The sequence below is a fragment of the Nocardia altamirensis NBRC 108246 genome, assembly GCF_001612685.1.
Taxonomy (GTDB): domain Bacteria; phylum Actinomycetota; class Actinomycetes; order Mycobacteriales; family Mycobacteriaceae; genus Nocardia; species Nocardia altamirensis.
This window is the reverse complement of record NZ_BDAY01000011.1, coordinates 52,082-69,907: the sequence shown is the minus strand read 5'-3', so window position 1 is coordinate 69,907 and position 17,826 is coordinate 52,082. Positions and strand designations below refer to the sequence as shown.

General features: G+C 69.0%; 17 protein-coding genes. 7 read left to right on the top strand and 10 right to left on the bottom strand.

Going from position 1 to position 17,826, the window contains the following annotated elements; genetic code table 11:
* Positions 1-106 precede the first annotated feature (106 nt).
* A complete protein-coding gene (locus NA11_RS07635; protein WP_084654350.1) occupies positions 107-1,273 on the bottom strand; it encodes a serine hydrolase domain-containing protein in 1,167 nt (388 codons plus the stop codon).
* 198 nt (positions 1,274-1,471) lie between these two features.
* On the opposite strand from NA11_RS07635, the gene NA11_RS07630 reads away from it, so the two are divergent.
* The 3 genes from NA11_RS07630 to NA11_RS07620 all read left to right on the top strand — a co-directional run bounded on the left by NA11_RS07630 (position 1,472) and on the right by NA11_RS07620 (position 4,472).
* Positions 1,472-2,116 carry a pentapeptide repeat-containing protein gene (locus tag NA11_RS07630; RefSeq protein WP_069161064.1) on the top strand — a complete coding sequence of 215 codons (645 nt, stop codon included), beginning with the start codon at positions 1,472-1,474 and terminating at the stop codon, positions 2,114-2,116.
* A gap of 97 nt (positions 2,117-2,213) precedes the next feature.
* Positions 2,214-3,764 (top strand): alpha/beta hydrolase, encoded by a 1,551-nt coding sequence (locus NA11_RS07625; RefSeq protein ID WP_069161063.1) that lies wholly within the window; start codon positions 2,214-2,216, stop codon positions 3,762-3,764.
* Between the two features lie 69 nt (positions 3,765-3,833).
* Positions 3,834-4,472 (top strand): hypothetical protein, encoded by a 639-nt coding sequence (locus NA11_RS07620; protein WP_069161062.1) that lies wholly within the window; start codon positions 3,834-3,836, stop codon positions 4,470-4,472.
* Here NA11_RS07620 and NA11_RS07615 read toward each other — a convergent pair.
* From NA11_RS07615 to NA11_RS07575, 9 genes are read right to left on the bottom strand one after another with little or no spacing between them, the layout of a single operon-like run.
* The gene (locus NA11_RS07615) at positions 4,465-5,103 is read right to left on the bottom strand and encodes a hypothetical protein (protein ID WP_245745768.1); all 639 of its coding nucleotides are present in this window, start codon (positions 5,101-5,103) and stop codon (positions 4,465-4,467) included. The genes NA11_RS07620 and NA11_RS07615 overlap by 8 nt on opposite strands.
* Positions 5,104-5,123: 20 nt before the next feature.
* Entirely contained in the window at positions 5,124-6,107 is a 984-nt protein-coding gene (locus tag NA11_RS07610) for an MlaD family protein (protein WP_069161061.1), read from the bottom strand.
* The gene (locus NA11_RS07605; protein ID WP_245745767.1) at positions 6,104-7,432 is read right to left on the bottom strand and encodes an MlaD family protein; all 1,329 of its coding nucleotides are present in this window, start codon (positions 7,430-7,432) and stop codon (positions 6,104-6,106) included. Before NA11_RS07605 ends, NA11_RS07610 begins: the two co-directional genes overlap by 4 nt.
* Positions 7,429-8,526 (bottom strand): MlaD family protein, encoded by a 1,098-nt coding sequence (locus tag NA11_RS07600; protein WP_167837591.1) that lies wholly within the window; start codon positions 8,524-8,526, stop codon positions 7,429-7,431. Before NA11_RS07600 ends, NA11_RS07605 begins: the two co-directional genes overlap by 4 nt.
* Positions 8,526-9,572, bottom strand: coding sequence for an MlaD family protein (locus NA11_RS07595; RefSeq protein WP_084654313.1), 1,047 nt, complete (start codon positions 9,570-9,572; stop codon positions 8,526-8,528). The genes NA11_RS07600 and NA11_RS07595 overlap by 1 nt, the downstream gene beginning before the upstream one ends.
* Complete coding sequence (locus tag NA11_RS07590) at positions 9,560-10,582, bottom strand: MCE family protein (RefSeq protein WP_084654311.1); 1,023 nt, start codon at positions 10,580-10,582, stop codon at positions 9,560-9,562. The genes NA11_RS07595 and NA11_RS07590 overlap by 13 nt, the downstream gene beginning before the upstream one ends.
* A complete protein-coding gene (locus NA11_RS07585) occupies positions 10,579-11,622 on the bottom strand; it encodes an MlaD family protein (RefSeq protein ID WP_084654309.1) in 1,044 nt (347 codons plus the stop codon). The genes NA11_RS07590 and NA11_RS07585 overlap by 4 nt, the downstream gene beginning before the upstream one ends.
* A gap of 5 nt (positions 11,623-11,627) precedes the next feature.
* Complete coding sequence (locus tag NA11_RS07580; protein ID WP_069161060.1) at positions 11,628-12,494, bottom strand: ABC transporter permease; 867 nt, start codon at positions 12,492-12,494, stop codon at positions 11,628-11,630.
* Positions 12,494-13,345, bottom strand: coding sequence for an MlaE family ABC transporter permease (locus NA11_RS07575; RefSeq protein ID WP_069161059.1), 852 nt, complete (start codon positions 13,343-13,345; stop codon positions 12,494-12,496). The genes NA11_RS07580 and NA11_RS07575 overlap by 1 nt, the downstream gene beginning before the upstream one ends.
* 391 nt (positions 13,346-13,736) lie before the next feature.
* On the opposite strand from NA11_RS07575, the gene NA11_RS07570 reads away from it, so the two are divergent.
* The 4 genes from NA11_RS07570 (at position 13,737) to NA11_RS07555 (ending at position 17,722) form a co-directional block, all read left to right on the top strand.
* Entirely contained in the window at positions 13,737-14,339 is a 603-nt protein-coding gene (locus NA11_RS07570) for a TetR/AcrR family transcriptional regulator (protein WP_069161058.1), read from the top strand.
* A gap of 4 nt (positions 14,340-14,343) precedes the next feature.
* Complete coding sequence (locus NA11_RS07565; RefSeq protein WP_069161057.1) at positions 14,344-15,003, top strand: TetR/AcrR family transcriptional regulator; 660 nt, start codon at positions 14,344-14,346, stop codon at positions 15,001-15,003.
* Positions 15,004-15,109: 106 nt separating this feature from the next.
* Positions 15,110-16,153: an AraC family transcriptional regulator gene (locus NA11_RS07560; protein ID WP_069161056.1), complete on the top strand. Its 1,044-nt coding sequence runs from the start codon at positions 15,110-15,112 to the stop codon at positions 16,151-16,153.
* A gap of 150 nt (positions 16,154-16,303) precedes the next feature.
* Positions 16,304-17,722 (top strand): MFS transporter, encoded by a 1,419-nt coding sequence (locus NA11_RS07555; protein WP_069161055.1) that lies wholly within the window; start codon positions 16,304-16,306, stop codon positions 17,720-17,722.
* The last annotated feature ends 104 nt before the right edge of the window (positions 17,723-17,826 follow it).

Sequence of the window (17,826 nt, the reverse complement as noted above, 5' to 3'; positions counted from 1 at the left end):
ACGGAACAAACCGACGTCGAGTGGACGGTCGAGGCTGAACAGGCGCTGTTCGGCCGAGCCCACTGATCCCGGAACGCGGCCGGGGCGCCACGATCCATGCGCCGGGCTACCCGAGCGCGCTCTCCATCGCGTCGACGAGGTTGCGGGCGCGCAGGTCCACGGCGTTTTCGATGATGTAGTTGGGGGTGTAGGCGAAGGCGAGACCTCGGGTGGGGTCGGCGAAGGCGAGGGAGCCGCCGCGGCCGGGGTGGCCGAAGGAGTGCGGGCCGCCGAGGGGCAGTTCGGGGGTGGGGAGCATGTAGCCGGTGGCGTAGCGGTTTTCGAGGGTGATGACCAGGTCGGTGCCTGCGACCTGTTCTCTGGTTGCGGCGCTGAGGGTTTCGGGGGTGAGCAGGCGGTGCCCGTCGAGGTCGCCGACCAAAGCGGCGTAGATGCGGGCCAGGCCGCGGGCGGTGCCGATGCCGTTGCTTGCCGGGATTTCGGCGGCGTGGATGTCGGGCGAGTTGAAGTCGAGGTCGGCTGGATCGGTGATCTGGAAGGCGCGGTTGGCCAGGGAATCGGGGTCCTGCAAAGCCGCGATCACCGGGCGCAGGCGTTCGGGGATCAGGTCCTCGGGGATCTCGGCGAAGTCGGGTTGCGGGGCGAAGACCAGGCGGCTGACACGGTACTGCTCCGCCGGTGGCAGGCCGATGAAGAAGTCGACACCGTAGGGCGCGGCGATCTCTTCGGCCAGGACTTGTCCGACGGTGCGCCCGGTGACCCGGCGGATCACCTCGCCGACCAGCCAGCCGAAGGTGCGGCCGTGATAGCCGTGGGCGGTGCCGGGCGGCCAGTTCGGTGCCTGTGCGGCCAGCGCCTCGACCATGGGTGTCCAGGCCAGCGCGTCGACGAGGCGGACCGGTTTGTCGAGGGCGGCGAGTCCGGCCTGGTGGGTGAGCAGCCAGCGCACCGGGATCTCGTCCTTGCCCGCGGCGGCGAACTCGGGCCAGTACTGCGCGACGGGTGCGTCGAGGTCGAGCAGACCGCGCTGGACCAGCAGATGAGCCAGCGTGGCGGTGACGCCCTTGGTGGCCGAGTAGACGAGTTGGAGGGTGTCGCGTTCCCAGGCCCGGCCGGTCTCGGGGTCGGCGAGCCCGCCCCACAGATCAACTATCGGCCGCCCGTCCCGGTACACGCACACTGCGGCGCCGACCTCGCCGTGTTCGGTGAAGTTGGCGGCGAACGCCTCGCGTACCGCCTCGAATCCCGGCGCAACCGTCCCGTCGATCTTCATGTGACACAGCATGTCACGTGGCACGGACTGCAGAAATGTTCCGGCTGCGAATACGGTGCGTGTCGACCGCGTGGGTGATGAACTGCTCGGGCGTTCCTGCCGCGCATCGCGGCGGGTGGGTCGCGCGCTTCGGGCAGAACCTGTCGGTGCCGATCGCCATACTCTGGTGTCACCCCACGATCATCGGAGGAATCCCGCATGCCCCGCGAGCTCGAAGACCTGGCTTACGCCCGCCATCTGACGGTGTTCGACGGTGCGCTCGAGTCCGAAGGCGACTACGACTGCGTGCACGTCGACGGCGGGGACTTCGACGAGCTCGACGCGCAGCACGCCCGGTTCAGCGAGTCGGCGTTCACCTCGACGGTGTTCCAGCGAGGCAGCATGCGCCACACCACGTTCGCCGATGTGTGGCTGCGGCATGTGCGCTGGGTCGGCACCGAGCTCGCCGACACCGGCTGGCAGGACGGGGAAATGATCGACGGCGCCATGTCGGGGGTGGATCTGGGCGGTGCGGGCTTGCGCCGGATGCGGTTCGAGGGCTGCAAATTCGATTCGGTGAACTTCCGCGGCACCAAGTTGCGGGATGTGTCGTTCGTCGAATGTGTGCTGCGCGACTGCGATTTCGGTGATGCTACGTTGACGAAGGTGAGTTTCCCCGGCTCGACGGTGGAAGGTCTTGTCCTGCCTCGGGCCACCCTCACCACGGTCGATCTGCGTGGCGCGCGAGCGCTCGACATCATCGATGGTCTGGACGCACTGCGCGGGGCCACCATCGACAGCGGTCAGTTGATGGACCTGGCCGCGGCCTTCGCCCGCCATCTCGGCCTCGTCGTGCGCGACTGACCAGGCCAATCCCGGCACGACCCTGCCGAGATTGCTACTGTGTTGCCACGAGTCGCGTTCTGTTCTGCTCGTCCGCTAGCAGCGAGGAGACCGGCCCATGCAGCTCCAGCGATGTGCAGTCCTCGGCGCGGTTGTCCTCGCGGCCGCGGGGCTGCTGGCCGGCTGCTCGACCGACAGCTCCGATCATGCAGGCGCGCGGGCCGCGTTCTACAGCCAGCCCGTCGCGTGGCTGCCGTGCACGGAAGGCCAAGCGCGCCACTGGTTCTCCGATGCCCCCGCCGACGGGCGAACCTGCGCGCTGGTCCGCGCCCCACTGGACTATCACCAGAGCGGGACGCTGTCGCCGGAGGCGGTGGACACGGTGTCGCTCGCGGTGGCTCGCCGTCCGGCCGAGCAGGACAAGCGCGGCACGCTGTTGCTGATCGGTGGCGGGCCCGGCGATCCCGGCCTGCCGATGCTGGATATGTCGTTTCCCGAGCAGGTGCGCAAGCACTACGACATCGTCTCCTACGATCCGCGCGGTGTCGGGCACTCGACCCCGCCGATCGTGTGCGACCCCGCGGGCGGTGACCTGGTCGAGGACCAGGACTCGGTGACCGCGACCGAGACCGCGCGGCGCGCATTCGTCGCGTCGTGTGTGCACGGCACCGGCGCGAAAGAGTTGCGCCACATCGGTTCCGACGAGGCCACCGACGACATCGACGTGCTGCGTGGGGTACTCGGCGAGCAGCAGCTGAATATTCTGGCGGCCTCCTACGGCACGCAGGTCGCGGCGATGTATGTCCAGCGTTATCCGGGCGGCTATCGGGCCGCGGTGCTCGACGGCGTCGTCGATGTCACCGAGAACAACACCCAGATGCGGGTCGGCCAGAACAAGGGCTATCAGGACACGTTCAATCGAGTGGCCGCGTTCTGCGTCGACCGCTACCGCGCGCAGGGCCGCCCCGAGTGTCCGCTCGGTGAGGATCCGGCCCAGGCGGAGAACGTCTTTCACGCCATCTTGCGGCAGACGAAGGATCACCCGGTGCCTGCGGGGGCGACTCCGGCGATCGAACCGAACGACGTCCTGCAGGCGTTGAGCACCAGCTTGCTGTGGCCGGAGGGCTGGACGCCGTATCTGGACGCGCTGGCCGCGGTGCGCCGCGGCGACGGGACACCGATGCGGGCGCTGGCCAGCGAGCAGACCGAACCGACGCCGCGCCAGGCCCCGTCCGCCCCCGACACCAAAGCCAATGCGCTGGCGGCGATCACGTGTGCCGATGTGGCGGAGCCGACCACCGATCGGGCGTCGCGGCAGGCCGGTGAGGCACAGCTGCACGACGCCGCGACCTACGACGATTTCGAGGCGCGTCCGACCGAATTCCCGCTCGACACTTGCGATCTGTGGCCGACCCCTGGCACCGCCAAGGCCTATCAGCCGCATCGCGGCGAGGGGTCGGCGCCGGTGTTGTTCGTCGGAACACGCCACGATCCGACCACCCCGGTGCGCAATGCCCAACGGATGGCGAACTATCTCGACAGTCCGCTGGTGATCCGCGAGGGTGACGGGCACACGTTCGTGTTCGCCGGTGTCAACGCGTGTGTCGATGACCTGGTGGTCGGCTATCTCGACGATCCCGGCTCGACGCACGACGCGGTGTGCGAGTAGAGATAGGTCGAGTAGAGACCGGTACGCAAAGCAGTACCGCGTCGCTGCCACGTGCGAAAGTGAGAACCCATGGACAGCACCGTCATCCGACGCACCACCGGCACGGCAGGACTGGTCGCCACGCTGCTGATGCTGGTGGAGCTGCCGTTGTATTTCATGTACAGCGGCGCACCGCCGGACTGGAACATCTTCACCCGCAGCATTGTCGGGCTCACGGGCAACACCTTGCTCGTGGTGTTCATGGTCGGGCTGCCGCAGCTGCTGAAGCCTGCGGGCCCGCAGTACGGGTGGATCGGTTCGATCAGTGCGACCGCGGGCCTGATGTGGCTGACGGTCAGCTCGGTCTCGACCAGTCTCGAGGTCGGCGCCGCGATCGCCGCCCCGGAGCCGATCGACCCGACGATCGCGGTCACCGGCACCTATGTGCTCTACGGTGCGCTGTCGAAGCTGTTGATGGCGTTGTTCCTGGTGGCTTTCGGCGTCGGTGTCGCCGGTGCCGGTGTGCTGCCGCGCTGGACGGCGTTGACGGCGTTCGGGCTGGCGGTGATTCAGGTGGCGTTCGTGCCGTCGGTCTTCGCCGGCAACGCTCCGGCGAATTTCTACGCCGCCAACGGCTGGGGCACGACCGCGAGCGCGAGCGGGCTGGTCATCGTGTGGATACTCGCGATCAGCATCGCCGTCTTGCGGACACCGACGCGCACTACTTGACCGGTAGCGCCCCGCCGAGCCCGCCGACCTCGGTGATCTTCCAGCCTGCGTTCGCGTCGACGGTGACGGTGTAGGTGGCGGTCACGAACGCGGCTTTCGGGTTCTGCACGTTCGAAACACTCAGGTTCACAAACACGTTCACGGTGTAGACGCCGTTGTTGCGGGCACTGACCGTCGCGGTGACCGGGGTGGCGGTCGAGGTCCACTTCAGTGGGGTGAGCAGCTCGCCCATCTTCGGGCCGACCGCGTCGAATTTGCCGCTGAGGGCCGGGCTGGTGTTGGCCTTCAATTTCGCGACCCAGGTGTTGAGGTCGGCGTAGTCGATGGTCGAGGCGCCGATCGCGTAGTCGGTGGCGACCTGTTCGGCGTGCCGGTCGGCGGCGGCCGCGGCGGCGCTGTCGGCGAGGTCGTCGCGGGCGAGCACGAGGAAGACCGACAGCACGGCGACGGCGATCACGAGCACTGCGATGACGGCGCCGCGCACCAGTGTCGCGATCTCGAGGTGGACCGACCGCCCGCGTGGCTGTGTTGTCGGGTTGGCTGGTGTCGGGCCGGCCACCGGTTCCCGCGCGGGCTGTTGCGGCAGGGAAGGTGTTGGCGCAGTGTCTGTGTCGAGTTCGATCTCGGACATGGTGTCAGGGCTCCGTGACGCTATTTGACGGTGATCTGCAGGGTGAGGGCACCGTCGGGACTGGTGGCGTGCAGTGCCTGGCTGATCAGGGCACCGAGGTCGAGCTGGTTGGCCGCGCCGGTGGTCGCGGTGACCAGCGGCTGCAGCACCGGAAGCAGTGCCCGCAGTTCCGGGCCGAGTACCGCGAGCTTGGCGGCGATCTGGTGCAGCAACGGGACCAGCCCGATGGCCCGGTCGGTCTCGGTCAGATAGCTCGGGGTGTTTTCGGCGCGCACGATCCGGGCGACGGCGGCGGCCACTTCGTCGACGCGTGGCCCGAATTCGGCCCACGGCCCGGCCGCTTCGGCCAGTTCCGGTCCGGCCCACCACATGTCGGTGGCGCGCGACTGCATGGCGATGAGCATGTCGCGGATGACTTGGGTGCGGCTGAGCAGGGTGGCGGCGAGCAGGTCGGTGGAGCGCGCCAGCGGCGGCATCATCGCCTCGGTGCCTGCCAGTGCCTGTTCGAAGGTGGTGACGATGCCCGCGAGCGCGGCCGGGTCGACCTGGTCGAGCAGCTGGGTGGCGGTCCGCGCGACCTCGGCGATCGACACCGGGGGCGAGACGGTGGTGGCATCGATGCGCTGCCCGTCGCGCAGATACGGTCCGCCTGCCGCGGTGGGCCGGAATTCCAGGTAGGGCTCGCCGATGGCCGAGAGTGCTTCGATGCGTGCCGAACTGGCGACCGGCACGCGATAGTCGCCGGTGATCCGGAACGCCACCTGCACTGCGGGCCCGACGTGGGTCACCGAGGTCACTTCGCCGATCTGGATGCCCGAGAGCAGCACCTTCGATCGTGGCATCAGCCCGCCGGAGTCGGCGAGCACCATGGTCGCGTCGAGGCGTTGAGCGAACCAGTCGATCTTGACCACCCCGAACAGCAGATACGCGCTGCCCAGCAGCAGGATCGCGCCGATGGCGCCGAGGGAGGCCAGCGGTCCGGCGTTGCTGCGCACCCGGTTCATCGCACGACTCCGATCATGCGCAAGGCGCTCAGCATCTGCTGGAGCTGTTCGTCGGTGCTCGGGGTGGCGGCGCCGTCGATCTCGATCCGGGTGATGTTGAGTTTGGGTCCGTGTTCGGCGAAGGGAATCACCTTGTCCCGCAACAGCGCTACTACCCGGTTGAGGTTCGACGGCGCGCTCAGATCGAGCGGGCGGTAGGTGAACAGCAGTGGCACCAGCGCTTTGGCGGTGGCGTCACCGGCGGCGAGCAGCGGCCCGAGCCATTGCACCGCGGCGCCGATGATGCCGAGGCCGCCGACGACACCGAGGGTCAGCACCAGCGATTTGGCGTCGGCGGGGATCTCGACGGCGCCGCGTTCGCTGAGCAGCTCGCCGAGCTCGGTCGGGTTGTCCAGTGCCACCCGCAGATCCTGTTCGACGGCGTCGAGCAGCCGGTCGACCGCGCCGAGGTCGGCGGCCAGATCGACTGCGTCGCGGCCGAGCACGTCGAAGATCCGTGCGGTGTCGGCTGGTTGCGCGGGCAGCACGGTGTTGACGCGGTCGATGATGTCCTGGGCCTGTTGTATCGCGCCGCCCGCGACAAAGGTGGACATGCCTGCCAGCAGGTCTTCGACTTGCAGCGCGGGCCGGGTCTGGGCGAGCGGGATGGTGCCGCCGTCGGCGATGGTGTCGGTGGAACCTGTTGCGGCGGTGGTGAGTCCGATGTAGATGTCGCCGAGCAGGGTGTTCTGGCGCAGTTGCGCGGTGGTGGCGGTGGGTAGCCGGATCGCGCGGGAGATCTCGACGACGGCGTCGACGCGACCGCTGCCGGTCGGGCTGGGATCGACCACGTGCACCGAGCGCAGGCTGCCGATCTGTGCGCCGTTGGCGACGACTTTGGCCTGGGCGGGCAGGTTGAGGGCGTTGGCGAGCTGGATCCGCACCTGATAAGTGGGCCCGGATACAGTCGCACCCGGCACCGGCACGGTCGACGGATCGAACGCACACCCCGAGCCCGCGAGCACCGCCGCCACAGTCACGCCGATGACACTGCGGCGCAAGCCCGCGACCACAGTCACGCCGGCGATGCTGCGGCGCAAGCCCGCGAGCACGGCCACGTCGGCGATGCTGCGGCGCAACACCGCGAGCACAGCCACGCCGATGACACTGCGACGCAGGCCCTCAGGCACGGCCACGCCGATGACACTGCGACGCAGGCCCTCAGGCACGGCCACGCCGATTTCACTGCGGCGCAAGCCCGCAGGCACGGCCACGCCGACGATGCTGCGGCGCAAGCCCGCGAGCACGGCCACCACGATGGCGCTGCGACGCGCCTGCCGGTTCATCGTGCACCCACTGTGCCGAGGATCAGTGGCGCCAGCTCGGTGACGAACAGCCCGTCGGCTGCGGTGCGGCACTGCCCTGGCGTGATTGTGTCGAGCACGGCGCAGATCTGGTCGGCTTGCGGCTGGGGCAGCGTCAGGGTGGGTGGTGCGTAGGTCAGGCGCGGCCAGCCGGTGGCCGGGTCGGTGGTCTTGGCGAAGGCGGTCGCGATCGGCGGGATCATCGTGATGATCTGTTGCAGGGAGCCGACATTGGCGGCCAGCAGCCGCAGTCCGGGTACCGCGCCGTCGAGGGCGCCGAGCAGTGGGCGGCCGTAGGTGTTGGCGAGGCGGTTGAGCCAGGGCAGCAGCACCAGCAGTGAGTCGGCGATCTGGACCACCCGTCCCCAGAGTTCGTTGATGAATCCGATCCCGTCGTTGGCGCGCAGCACCACTCTGGCGATGTCGTCCCAGTTCGCCGAGATGCTCGAGGCGATGGCGGCGAAGGCGTCGATGAGGCGTCCGATGTTGCCGATCGCGGCGTCGGGTTGGCGCAGCGCGGTCGCCAGGTCGGTGATCAGGGTGTTGAGTTGCGGGCCGGTGTCGGCGGTCGCGGCGCGAAAGGCGTTGACGCCGTCGCGGATTCGGTGCTGCTGTGCGGGTGTGTTGCCGCCGTTGAGCTGGGCGGCGACCTTGGCGAAGCTGTCGAGGGTCTGGCTGATGCTCTTGGGGGTGAAGGTCTTGGTGAGGCAGCGCCCGCGATCCCACAGCGGCGCACCGGGTTCGCCGAACACGGCCAGGCTGCGGTCGGCGACCAGGGTGTCGGACACGGTGGTGGCGGTGGGCTGGCCGTGCAGCGGATGCTTTGCGTCGATGTCGAATTCGACGCGCACGCCGGTGCCTTCGGGGCGGATGGTGGTGACGGTGCCGACCGGGATGCCGAGGCTGGTCACCTGGTTGCCGGGGTAGAGCCCGATCGCGTCGGGCAGCTGTGCGCAGTAGCCGACCGTCTTCTCGGCGGGTGCGACCACGATCAGATATCCGGCCACGGCCAGCACGGCCAGCATCAGCGCGCCGACGACGGTGACGAAACCCGGTGTGGTGAGCAGTCGTTTCATCAGCACGCCCTCCCCGGCACCGGCACACAGATCTCGGGTATGAGCGCGGAGTGATCGATCACGACACCGTCCGGTCCGGCGGTGGCAGCCACGAGCCGGTCGCGTAGCTCGCGCCATGCGGGCACCGCGGCATCGAGTTGTGCGCTGAGTTCGGTGAGTTGGGGCAGGGTGTCGCGTAGCTTGCCTGCCAGCGGTTCGAGGATCTCGCGCGAGGCCGGTTCCAGTGCGGCGATGCGCGAGAGCAGCTGCGCGGTGATCGACAAGGCCACCGCGATCTCGCCGCGTTTGTCCAGTCCGGCGACCATCAGCATCCCCAGGGCGCGCACCACTTCACCGACGATGGATTTGCTGTCGTCGAGGGTGGCGAGGTATTCGGTCATCACGCTCAGCGCCCGCGACACCTCGGTGTTCTGCTGGTTGAGGACGTCGACGAACGATTGCACTGCCCTGCCCATGCTGCGTAGCGCGTCGGGGCTCTGTTCGAGTGAATCCTGTAGGGCCGCGAGGTTTTTGCGCAGGGTGTCGCCGTCGATCTGGCGGGTGGGTGCGGCGGCGTCGCGCAGGGTGCGGATGAGGCTGTAGGGCAGCCGGACTCGCTCGGCGGGGATGGTGGTCGTGCCCAGTGGGGTGTTGCCTGCGGGCAGCACGGCCAGGTAGTGGCCGCCGACCGCGGTGAGCATGCGCAGCTCCAGTGTTGTTGCCTCGCCGAGGAAGACGTCGCGGTCGACGGTGAAGGCCATGCGCACCCGGTCCGATTCCAGGTCCAGTGCGGTGACGGCGCCGACGGTGACTCCGGCGATGCGCACCTGGTCGCCGACCTTGACCGACTGTGCCTCGGTGAGTTCGGCGGTGTAGGTGGCCTTGCCGATCGGGACGACATAGATCAACGCGGTGATCAGCAGGAGCACGACGACGAATCCGGCGCCTGCCACGCCCAGGCGCAGTTCGCGCCGGTTCTTGGCGGCCTCGTGCCGGTCCAGGGGCGCGGTGCCGGGAATCAGCGTGTGCGCCAAGCGGTTCGGGCGCGTGAGGGTCAGCCGTTGCATATCGTGACTCGCTGTCCGGCGACGAGGATCTGCAATGCCTGGGGTAGTTCAGCGGCGCCTTTGGTGCAGGTCGTGTTCACCTGGGCGGCGGCGGCACCGGCGGGTGGCAGTGCGGCGCTGAGGGCTTGGAGCAGGCCGGGTAGTCGGCCGAGCAGCTCGAGTGCGGCCTGCGGGTCGGGAAAGAGCAGGCGCAGGTCGGTCATGAGGTCGGGGTTGGTGGTCTCGGTGAACCCGAGGGTGTCCATGAGGTTGTTGAGCGGGCCGAGCGCGGTCGGTGCGGTGGCGGCGAAGGCGATGAGCCCGTCGAGTTTCGCGCGGAACGCGGTGAACACGTCGGCGATGCCGCGCAGCAGCGTGACCAGATGTGGTGAGCGGCCGCCGATTTGGCCGGAGATGGTGTGCAGGTTGGCCACGATGGTGCTGATCACCGCCTGGCGGTCGGTGGCGTATCTGCTGAGTTTGTCCAGCGATTGCAGGGCGGGCCCGATGCCGGAGCCGTTGCCTTCGATCACCGCGAGCACGTTCTCGGTGAACTGGTTGAGCGCTGCGGGGGAGAATTCGGCGATCACCGGCTGTAATCCGTTGAACAGCTGGGTGATGTCGAAGGAGGGCGTCGTGTTCGCCTCGGCGATGGTCGATCCGGCGGCGAGTCGGGTGCCGGGCCGGTCGGGTTGGCGGATGTCGACGTAGCGTTGCCCGGTCAGCGACTGGTAGCGGATGGCGAGCACGCTGGTGTCGTAGAGGGGCCGGTCGCGCTGCACCGTGAACCGCACCACCGCCCGCGCCCCGTCGAGGTCGATGCCGGTGACCTTGCCGACCTGGACACCGAACATGCGCACGCCGTCACCGGTTTTGAGGCCGCTGACATCGGTGAACCTGGCGTGGAAGCGGTCGGTGTCCCCGTCGATCGGGCGGGTGATCGCCTGCGCGATCACCACCAGCAGCAGCATGGTGACGACGGCGAACAGGCTGAGCCGCACGATGATCGAGCGCAGCGGCAGTTGCCTCATCGGTGACCTCCTCGGCCCGGTTGGCCCAGCAGCGCGGCGCTCAGTCCCGGCATGCCGTGCAGCACCACCGCCACGTTGACCGCGGGCCCGTCGGGGGTGTCGGCGAAGATCCGGTCGAGCCGCTCGATGAGCGCGGCGGTCTCGGCCTGGCTGCGCCGCGGGTCGGGCACGGTCGCGGCGACGGCATGCAGCAGCGGGGTGAGCATGTCGGCGTAGCCGAGCAGTTGGGCGTTGGCGGCGTCGCCGACGGTGCCGATCGCGGGGAACACCCCGTCGACGATCATCGCGATGAAGGCGTCGTAGGCGGGGCGGTCGTTGCGGAACACCTCGATGTTCATGATGGCGTTGAGCAGCCGGAAGGTGGCCGAGGCGAAGACTCCGAGCCCGCCGAAGAACGAGGAGTACTGGTCGAGCAGGTAGGGGACCGGATACCGCTGGGTCTCGGCCAGGGTGCGGCTCATCGTGACGATGGCCTCGAGCAGCGGGGTGAACGCGCGCAGGTCCCGGTGGAACTGGGTGATCAGTTCGGTCAGTGTCGGGGTGAGCACGTCGGTGGAGGTTTCGGTGAGCGCGCGCAGCAGCCTGCCCATGGTCACGTCGGTGACCCGGTCGGCGTGCCGGCCTGCCAGGTCGATGACGGCGCCCTCGCGCAGTGCGGTGCCGCCGGTGGCGCGGCGCAGGGTCAGCGCGCTGATGCCGAAGAGGTTGTCGGGGGCGTAGTCGATGGTAAATGTGTCGGTGAGGGAGACGGTTTCGGCGCGGTCGAGGTCAAGGGTGATCAGTTGGCGGCCCTGGTCGATGCCGGTGACCGCAGCGATCGCACCGACGCGCACCCCGTCCATGCGCACTGTGGTGCCCGCGTCGACGCCTTCGCCGATCTGCTCGGTGCGCACCTGGATGCGCACTCGCGCGGGGTCGGGGTCGTCGAGGGTGCCGCGCCAGGTGAGGCCGACGACGGTGGCGGTGACGAGCGCGCACGCGCCGAGGATCCGGGAACCGCGCCTGGTCATCGCGACGCCGGGCATGCTGTAGTTCGGCATCCGACTCACCCCGGGAATTCGATGGCGGAGTTGACGCCCCACAGCAGCATGGTCAGCACCATGTCCAGGGCGACGATGGCGACGAAGCTCGCGCGCACCGCCCGACCCGAGGCGATGCCGACCCCTTCGGGTCCGCCGGAGGCGAAAAAGCCGTAGTAGCAGTGGATCAGGATGACCGCGACGCCGAACACCAGGATCTTGAGCACCGCGGCGAGCACGTCGTAGCCGCTGGTGAACTGGAAGAAGTAGTGGTCGTAGACGCCTGCGGCCTGCCCGTGCAGCAGCACGACGACCCCCGAGCAGGCCAGGTAGCTGAGCACCAGCGCGATCAGGAACGTCGGCACGATCGCGATGGCGCCTGCGATCACCCTGGTGGTGACCACGAACGGAATCGAGCGCAGGCCAAGCGATTCCAGTGCGTCGATTTCCTCGGAGATGCGCATCGCGCCGATTTCGGCGGTCATCCGGCAGCCTGCCTGGGCGGCGAAGCCGACCGCGGCCGCGATCGGTGCCAGCTCGCGGGTGTTGGCGAAGGCCGAGATGACCCCGGTCATCGGGCCGAGCCCGAGCAGGTCGAGGGCGGCGAAGGATTGGATGCCGACGCCCGCGCCCATCGCCAGGCCGAGCACCACCAGCATCGGCACCGTGCCGCCGCCGACCAGCACCGAGCCACGGCCCCAGGTCATGTCGGTGATGGTGCGCATGGTCTGGGCGCGATAGCGGTGCAGGGTCAGCGGGATCGCCCACAGCGTGTGGCCGACGAAGCCGAGCAGGAAGCCGGTGTGCTCGAACGGCGCGAAGGCCCGATCACGGTGTCGGACAAGGCGATAGGCCCAGCGCAGACCTCTTGGCGCGTAGGGTGTCGCGGTCATCACGCCACCCGCAGCGGCAGGAACATGGTGACGATCTGGGTGATCACCAGGTTGACCAGGATGATCGCGGCGACCGAGACGACCACCGCGGCGTTCACCCCATCGGCGACTCCGCGCGGCCCGCCGCGGGCTTCGAGTCCGCGCTGGCAGGCGATGATCACCACGAGGAACCCGAACAGCATCGCCTTGGCCAGGGAGATCCACACGTCGGCGAGTACGGCGAAGGAGCCGAAGGTGGCCCAGTAGCTGCCGGGGGTGACGTTCTGGGCGCCGATGGCGACGGCGTAGCCGGAGACGATGCCGACGAAGATGATCAGGATGTTGAGCAGCGGCGCGACCAGCAGCATGGCGGCCACGCGCGGGATGACCAGCCGGTGCACGGGGCTGATGCCCATGGTGCGCAACGCGTCGATCTCTTCGCGGACCGTGCGCGCGCCCAGGTCGGCGGCGATCGCGGAGGCGCCTGCCCCGCCCAGTAGCAGGCCGGTGGCCAGCGGCGCACCCTGCTGGATGACCCCGAGGCCGCCTGCGGCGCCGATCATCGAGTCGGCGCCGAGCTGGTGAATCAGGTTGCCCACCTGCACCGAGACGACCACGCCGAACGGAACCGCCATCAGCACCGCCGGTATCGCGGTGACGGTGATCAGATACCAGGCCTGGCGCAGCATTTCCGACCATTGGAACCGCGCGGCGAGCACGTCGGTGACGCTGCCGCGCACCGATTCGAGTCCGAGATCCACCGCACGCCCGAAGGTGCGCAGGCTGGAAAGCACGGTGCCGGTGAGGTTCTCGCGAACGAGGCGGGCGGCCGAGTCGGTATCGGCCTGCGCGAGCGGTGCGGCGCCCTTCATCAATCCTCCTGCGCCCTCATCACGGTGCGGTGATGAGGTGTGCCCTGCGCGGTGTGGTGGCACCGGCGGAGCTGTGTTCGTACCGGACGGGTTGCTCGGGTGATGACAGTGGTGGGCAACCGCTCCGATGAGGTCGCGTGGTCGCGCGCCGATCATGGGGCCGGTCACTCGAATGTGACCCGCCCCACCAGCACTCGGGCACACCGTAGCACCGGTTCGACCCGAGAACAACAGTGTCAATTTGGCTGTGACACTGTCGATGAGCACGTAGGATTCGACCGTTGATCACCACCTCGGTCCGCGACATCGCCGCGCGCGCCGTCGTAGGATTGATAGCCGATGCGCACCGCTGCGTCGCCTGGTCATCGATCGAGCACCACGGGAGGACACTGTGTCGGCGCGACGCGAACGCATCCTCGATGCCGCGCGCGGGGTGATCGTCCGGGAGGGCTATCCGGGGGTCAGCATGCACGCCATCGCCAGGGCCGCCGGGATCACCCGGCCCGCGCTCTACGCCGAATTCGACGACCGCGACGCGGTTTTCGCCGCCCTGTTCGACCGCGAGCAGGCGCGCGTGCTCGCGATGGCCGCGGACGCGACACCGACCGTCCGCCCCGACACCGATCCCGAGGACCTCGCGGTCGAGGTCGCCGAAGCCGCGGTCGAGGTCTATTTGGACCTGGTGCTGTCCGCGCCGCAGACCTGGCAGCTGGTGCTGATGCCCGGCGACGGGCTGCCCACCGCCGTGCACGCGCGAATCGACACTGTCCGCAGCGAGATTCGCCAACGGCTCGCGGCGGCGATCACGATGGTGGCCGCGCTGCGCGAGCGCACCGTCGATGCCGAGCTGCTCAGTTACGCGGTGATCAGCATCAGCGAGACGGGGGCGCGGCTGCTGCTGGCCGACGACACCCGCCGCGAGCCGATCGCCGCGACGCTGCGCTGGCTGACCCGGCGAATGACCGCCGCCGCACTGGCCATGGACACGGGGTAGGGCGATGGCAACGGCGAAACCCGAAGGCGGACAACGCCGCCGCTACGCCAAGCGGCTCGCTCCCACCGACCGCAAGCACGCGCTGCTCGATGCCGCGCGCGCCCTGGTGTTCGAGCGCGGGTTCGCCGAGGTGAGCATCGCCGCGGTCGCCGAACGCGGCGGGGTCACCCGCCCGGTGGTCTACGACTCGTTCGCCAGCCGCGACGAGCTGCTCTACGAGCTGATCGACCGCGAGCGCGCCCGCATGCTCGCCGTGGTCGAGCGATCACTGCTCGGCGTCGAATCTTCCACGCAGGCAACCGATACCGTGCCGCAAGCGGATACGGCCGCGCGGCTCTCGGGCGGGCTCGCCCGCTTTCTCGACGAGGTGCGCGCCGAACCGGGCAGCTGGCGGCTGGTGTATTTCCCGATCGACGGGGTGCCCTCGATGCTGCGCGATCAGGTCGAGCGGGCCCGGGAGGAAGTCCGGGCTCCACTGAGTTCCCTACTCGGGGAATGGCTTTCGAGCAAACGACATGCCGAGCAGGTCGACCTCGACGTGCTGGCGCATCTGGTGCACGGCATCGTCGACGCCGCGGCCCGGCTGGTGCTCGACGCGCCGGATCTGTTCGACAACGACCGGATCGTCACCATGTTCGACGAATTCCTGCTGCGCCCACCCTGAACAATCGCCCATTTCCAGTTCGCGATTTCCCTGCACCAGCGGCCTCGGCATTGATAGATTTCGCCAAGCCGTCGCGACGGCGAAATTCGATGAGGAATGCGAGTACATGTTCGACCGGGACCTTCGCCGCACCACGTCCGGCGTTCGCGTGTTGATCGCGCTGGCTGACGAACGTGGCATGCCTGCACTCGACTGCCTGTCCGGCACCACGCTCACCCCCGAGGACGAGCACTGCACCACCCATCAGGAACTGCGCGTCGTGCGAAACCTGGTGGAGCGCTTCGGCAATGAGCCAGGCCTCGGCGCCGAGGCCGGGCACCGGCTCGAGCTACCGCGCTCGGGCCCGTGGGGCCTGGCACTGCTCAGCAGCCGCACCCTGCGCGACCTGATCGATGCCATGGTGCGCTATCTCGACCGCACCCTGGTCGCGGGCCGGCTCACCGTCGAGGAAACCAGCGGCGAACTACGCCTGCGTTTCGACGACACCGAAACACCGCCGCCCCTACGGGTTTTCCTCACCGAACGCACACTGGCCGCCATTCCCGCGGTCGGCAGGGAACTCTACGGCGCCGCACTGTCCACCGCGCGCACCGAATTCCGCCATGCCGCACCCGCCGATATCCGCCGCCACCGCGAAAACTTCGGCACCGACCTCGCTTTCGACGCACCAGCCAACGCGGTGGTCTTCGACGGCCGCAGACTCGACCGGCCACTGCCCCCGCTCGACGAGCGTGCCCGATTCACCTGCACCCGCTTCTGCCGCGACCTGCTCGAACGCCATCGCCCCCGCACCGGGGTCGCGGGCGGGGTGCGCGAGCTGCTCATCCGCACACCGGGCGATATCCCCGATCAGATCGCGGTGGCCAACGAACTGTTCTTGAGCCCGCGCACCTTGTCCCGACGGCTCAACGAGGAACAGACCTCCTTCCGCGCGCTGCTCGACGAGGTCCGCCAACTGCTCTCCGAGCAGCTGCTCGCCCACACCGACCTGACCACCGAGCAGGTCGCCGCCCGGCTCGGCTATGCGGAGGCGGCCTCGTTCATCCGCGCATTCCGGCGGTGGAAGGGCTGCCCGCCCCAGGAGTTCCGGCTGCGCGGCGGCCGCGAGCTCGCAGTGTCGGGGACCCCGGCACCGGTCGGCGCGCGCTGAACGCTCACCACCCCAGTTTGAGCACCGCACAGTGATCACCGATCACCGCGAAAGTGAAACGCGCGCAATCGGTTAACAATGACACGCCCATTGACGCTGGCGCCCGTGTCGCTGGGCGGGCCACGGCGACGATGCTGTCAGTATGCTGGCATGTCGATCAGCGCCCCTGTCGCGCCGAGCACACCGAAGACCGCCCGCCAGGCCGTCATTCTGGCAGTCTGCTGCGCCGCGGTGGTCATGGCCAACGTTGACACCACCGCGGTCAACGTCGCCCTGCCCGCGATCGGTCACAGCCTGGGCGGATCGCTAGCCGGCGCACAGTGGGTGGTCGCCGCCTACACCTTGACCCTGGCGTGCCTGCTGACCTTCGCCGGCTCGCTGGCCGACCGCATCGGCAGGCGCACCGTCTTCCAGATCGGGCTTTCCTTATTCGCCGTGAGTTCGCTGGCGTGCAGCCTCGCGCCGTCGGTCGGCTGGCTGATCGGGTTCCGGGTGCTGCAAGCCGTCGGCGGGTCGATGCTCAATCCCGTTGCCATGGCGATCATTACGAGCGTTTTCACCGAGCCGGGGCGGCGGGTGCGCGCCATCGGCATCTGGGGCGGCTCGGTGGGGATCGGCATGGCCGCGGGCCCGGTGGTGGGCGGGCTGCTGGTGGAGACCGTCGGCTGGGAGGCGGTGTTCTGGATCAACGTGCCGATCGCGGTGGCCGCGCTGGCGTTGACGGTCCTGGTGGTGCCGCAGTCACGCGCCGAACGCCCGCGCGCCTTCGACCCGGTGGGCCAGCTGCTGGTGATCGGGCTGCTCGGACTGCTGGTGTTCGCGATCATCGAAGGCCCGCACCGGGGTTGGCTCGCGCTCGAGACACTGGGCAGCTTCGCCGGGTCGGCGCTGTGCCTGGCCGCGCTGCTGTGGCACGCCCCTCGCCACCCGCAGCCGCTGATCGAGCTGCGGGTGTTCCGCTCGGCGCCGTTCACCGGCGCGTTCGTGATCGCGATCTTCGGCTTCGCCGCGATGGGCGGGTTTCTGTTCCTGAATACGTTCTATCTGCAGGAGATTCGCCATGATTCGCCGTTGACGGCCGGGCTGGCGCTGTTGCCGATGGCGGCGGCGATGTTCGTGTTCGGGCCGATGTCGGGGCGCCTGGTCGCCGAACGCGGGGCGCGCAGCGCGCTCACCGCGGGCGCGATCGTGGCGACGGCCGCGGCGGCGGTGCTGACGGTGACCTTCGACGGCAGCGGAAAAGTGTTGCTGCTGCTGGGTTATGGGCTCTTCGGTGCGGGCATCGGACTGCTCTACACCCCGATCACGGCCACCGCGGTGGCCGGTCTGCCGCCCGCGCAGGCTGGGGTGGCCGCGAGCCTGGCGACGACCTCACGCCAGGTCGGGCAATCACTGGGTGTCGCGCTGATCGGCTCGTTGATCGCCAGCCACCCCGGCGCGCTGGCCTCGGCCGCGAGCTTCCGCGCCCCGGCGCATCTGGGCTGGCTGACCATCACCGCCCTGTGCGTGGCCGCGCTCGTGGTCGCGCGAATCAGCACCACCACCATCGTGATTCACCGCCGCCGCTGACCCGGCGCCGCAGCGGTCGCGGTTTGTGCACTCCGCCCGCAATCGATCGGCACACCTCGAGGTCCTCCCGTACTATCTCGATCGAGACACCGGCCGGGGAGATG

Coding starts and splice junctions, on each gene's coding strand:
- NA11_RS07635 (WP_084654350.1), bottom strand. CDS start 1,273: ATGAAGATCGACGGGACGGTTGCGCCGGGATTCGAGGCGGTACGCGAG.
- NA11_RS07630 (WP_069161064.1), top strand. CDS start 1,472: ATGCCCCGCGAGCTCGAAGACCTGGCTTACGCCCGCCATCTGACGGTG.
- NA11_RS07625 (WP_069161063.1), top strand. CDS start 2,214: ATGCAGCTCCAGCGATGTGCAGTCCTCGGCGCGGTTGTCCTCGCGGCC.
- NA11_RS07620 (WP_069161062.1), top strand. CDS start 3,834: ATGGACAGCACCGTCATCCGACGCACCACCGGCACGGCAGGACTGGTC.
- NA11_RS07615 (WP_245745768.1), bottom strand. CDS start 5,103: ATGTCCGAGATCGAACTCGACACAGACACTGCGCCAACACCTTCCCTG.
- NA11_RS07610 (WP_069161061.1), bottom strand. CDS start 6,107: ATGAACCGGGTGCGCAGCAACGCCGGACCGCTGGCCTCCCTCGGCGCC.
- NA11_RS07605 (WP_245745767.1), bottom strand. CDS start 7,432: ATGAACCGGCAGGCGCGTCGCAGCGCCATCGTGGTGGCCGTGCTCGCG.
- NA11_RS07600 (WP_167837591.1), bottom strand. CDS start 8,526: ATGAAACGACTGCTCACCACACCGGGTTTCGTCACCGTCGTCGGCGCG.
- NA11_RS07595 (WP_084654313.1), bottom strand. CDS start 9,572: ATGCAACGGCTGACCCTCACGCGCCCGAACCGCTTGGCGCACACGCTG.
- NA11_RS07590 (WP_084654311.1), bottom strand. CDS start 10,582: ATGAGGCAACTGCCGCTGCGCTCGATCATCGTGCGGCTCAGCCTGTTC.
- NA11_RS07585 (WP_084654309.1), bottom strand. CDS start 11,622: ATGCCGAACTACAGCATGCCCGGCGTCGCGATGACCAGGCGCGGTTCC.
- NA11_RS07580 (WP_069161060.1), bottom strand. CDS start 12,494: ATGACCGCGACACCCTACGCGCCAAGAGGTCTGCGCTGGGCCTATCGC.
- NA11_RS07575 (WP_069161059.1), bottom strand. CDS start 13,345: ATGAAGGGCGCCGCACCGCTCGCGCAGGCCGATACCGACTCGGCCGCC.
- NA11_RS07565 (WP_069161057.1), top strand. CDS start 14,344: ATGGCAACGGCGAAACCCGAAGGCGGACAACGCCGCCGCTACGCCAAG.
- NA11_RS07560 (WP_069161056.1), top strand. CDS start 15,110: ATGTTCGACCGGGACCTTCGCCGCACCACGTCCGGCGTTCGCGTGTTG.
- NA11_RS07555 (WP_069161055.1), top strand. CDS start 16,304: ATGTCGATCAGCGCCCCTGTCGCGCCGAGCACACCGAAGACCGCCCGC.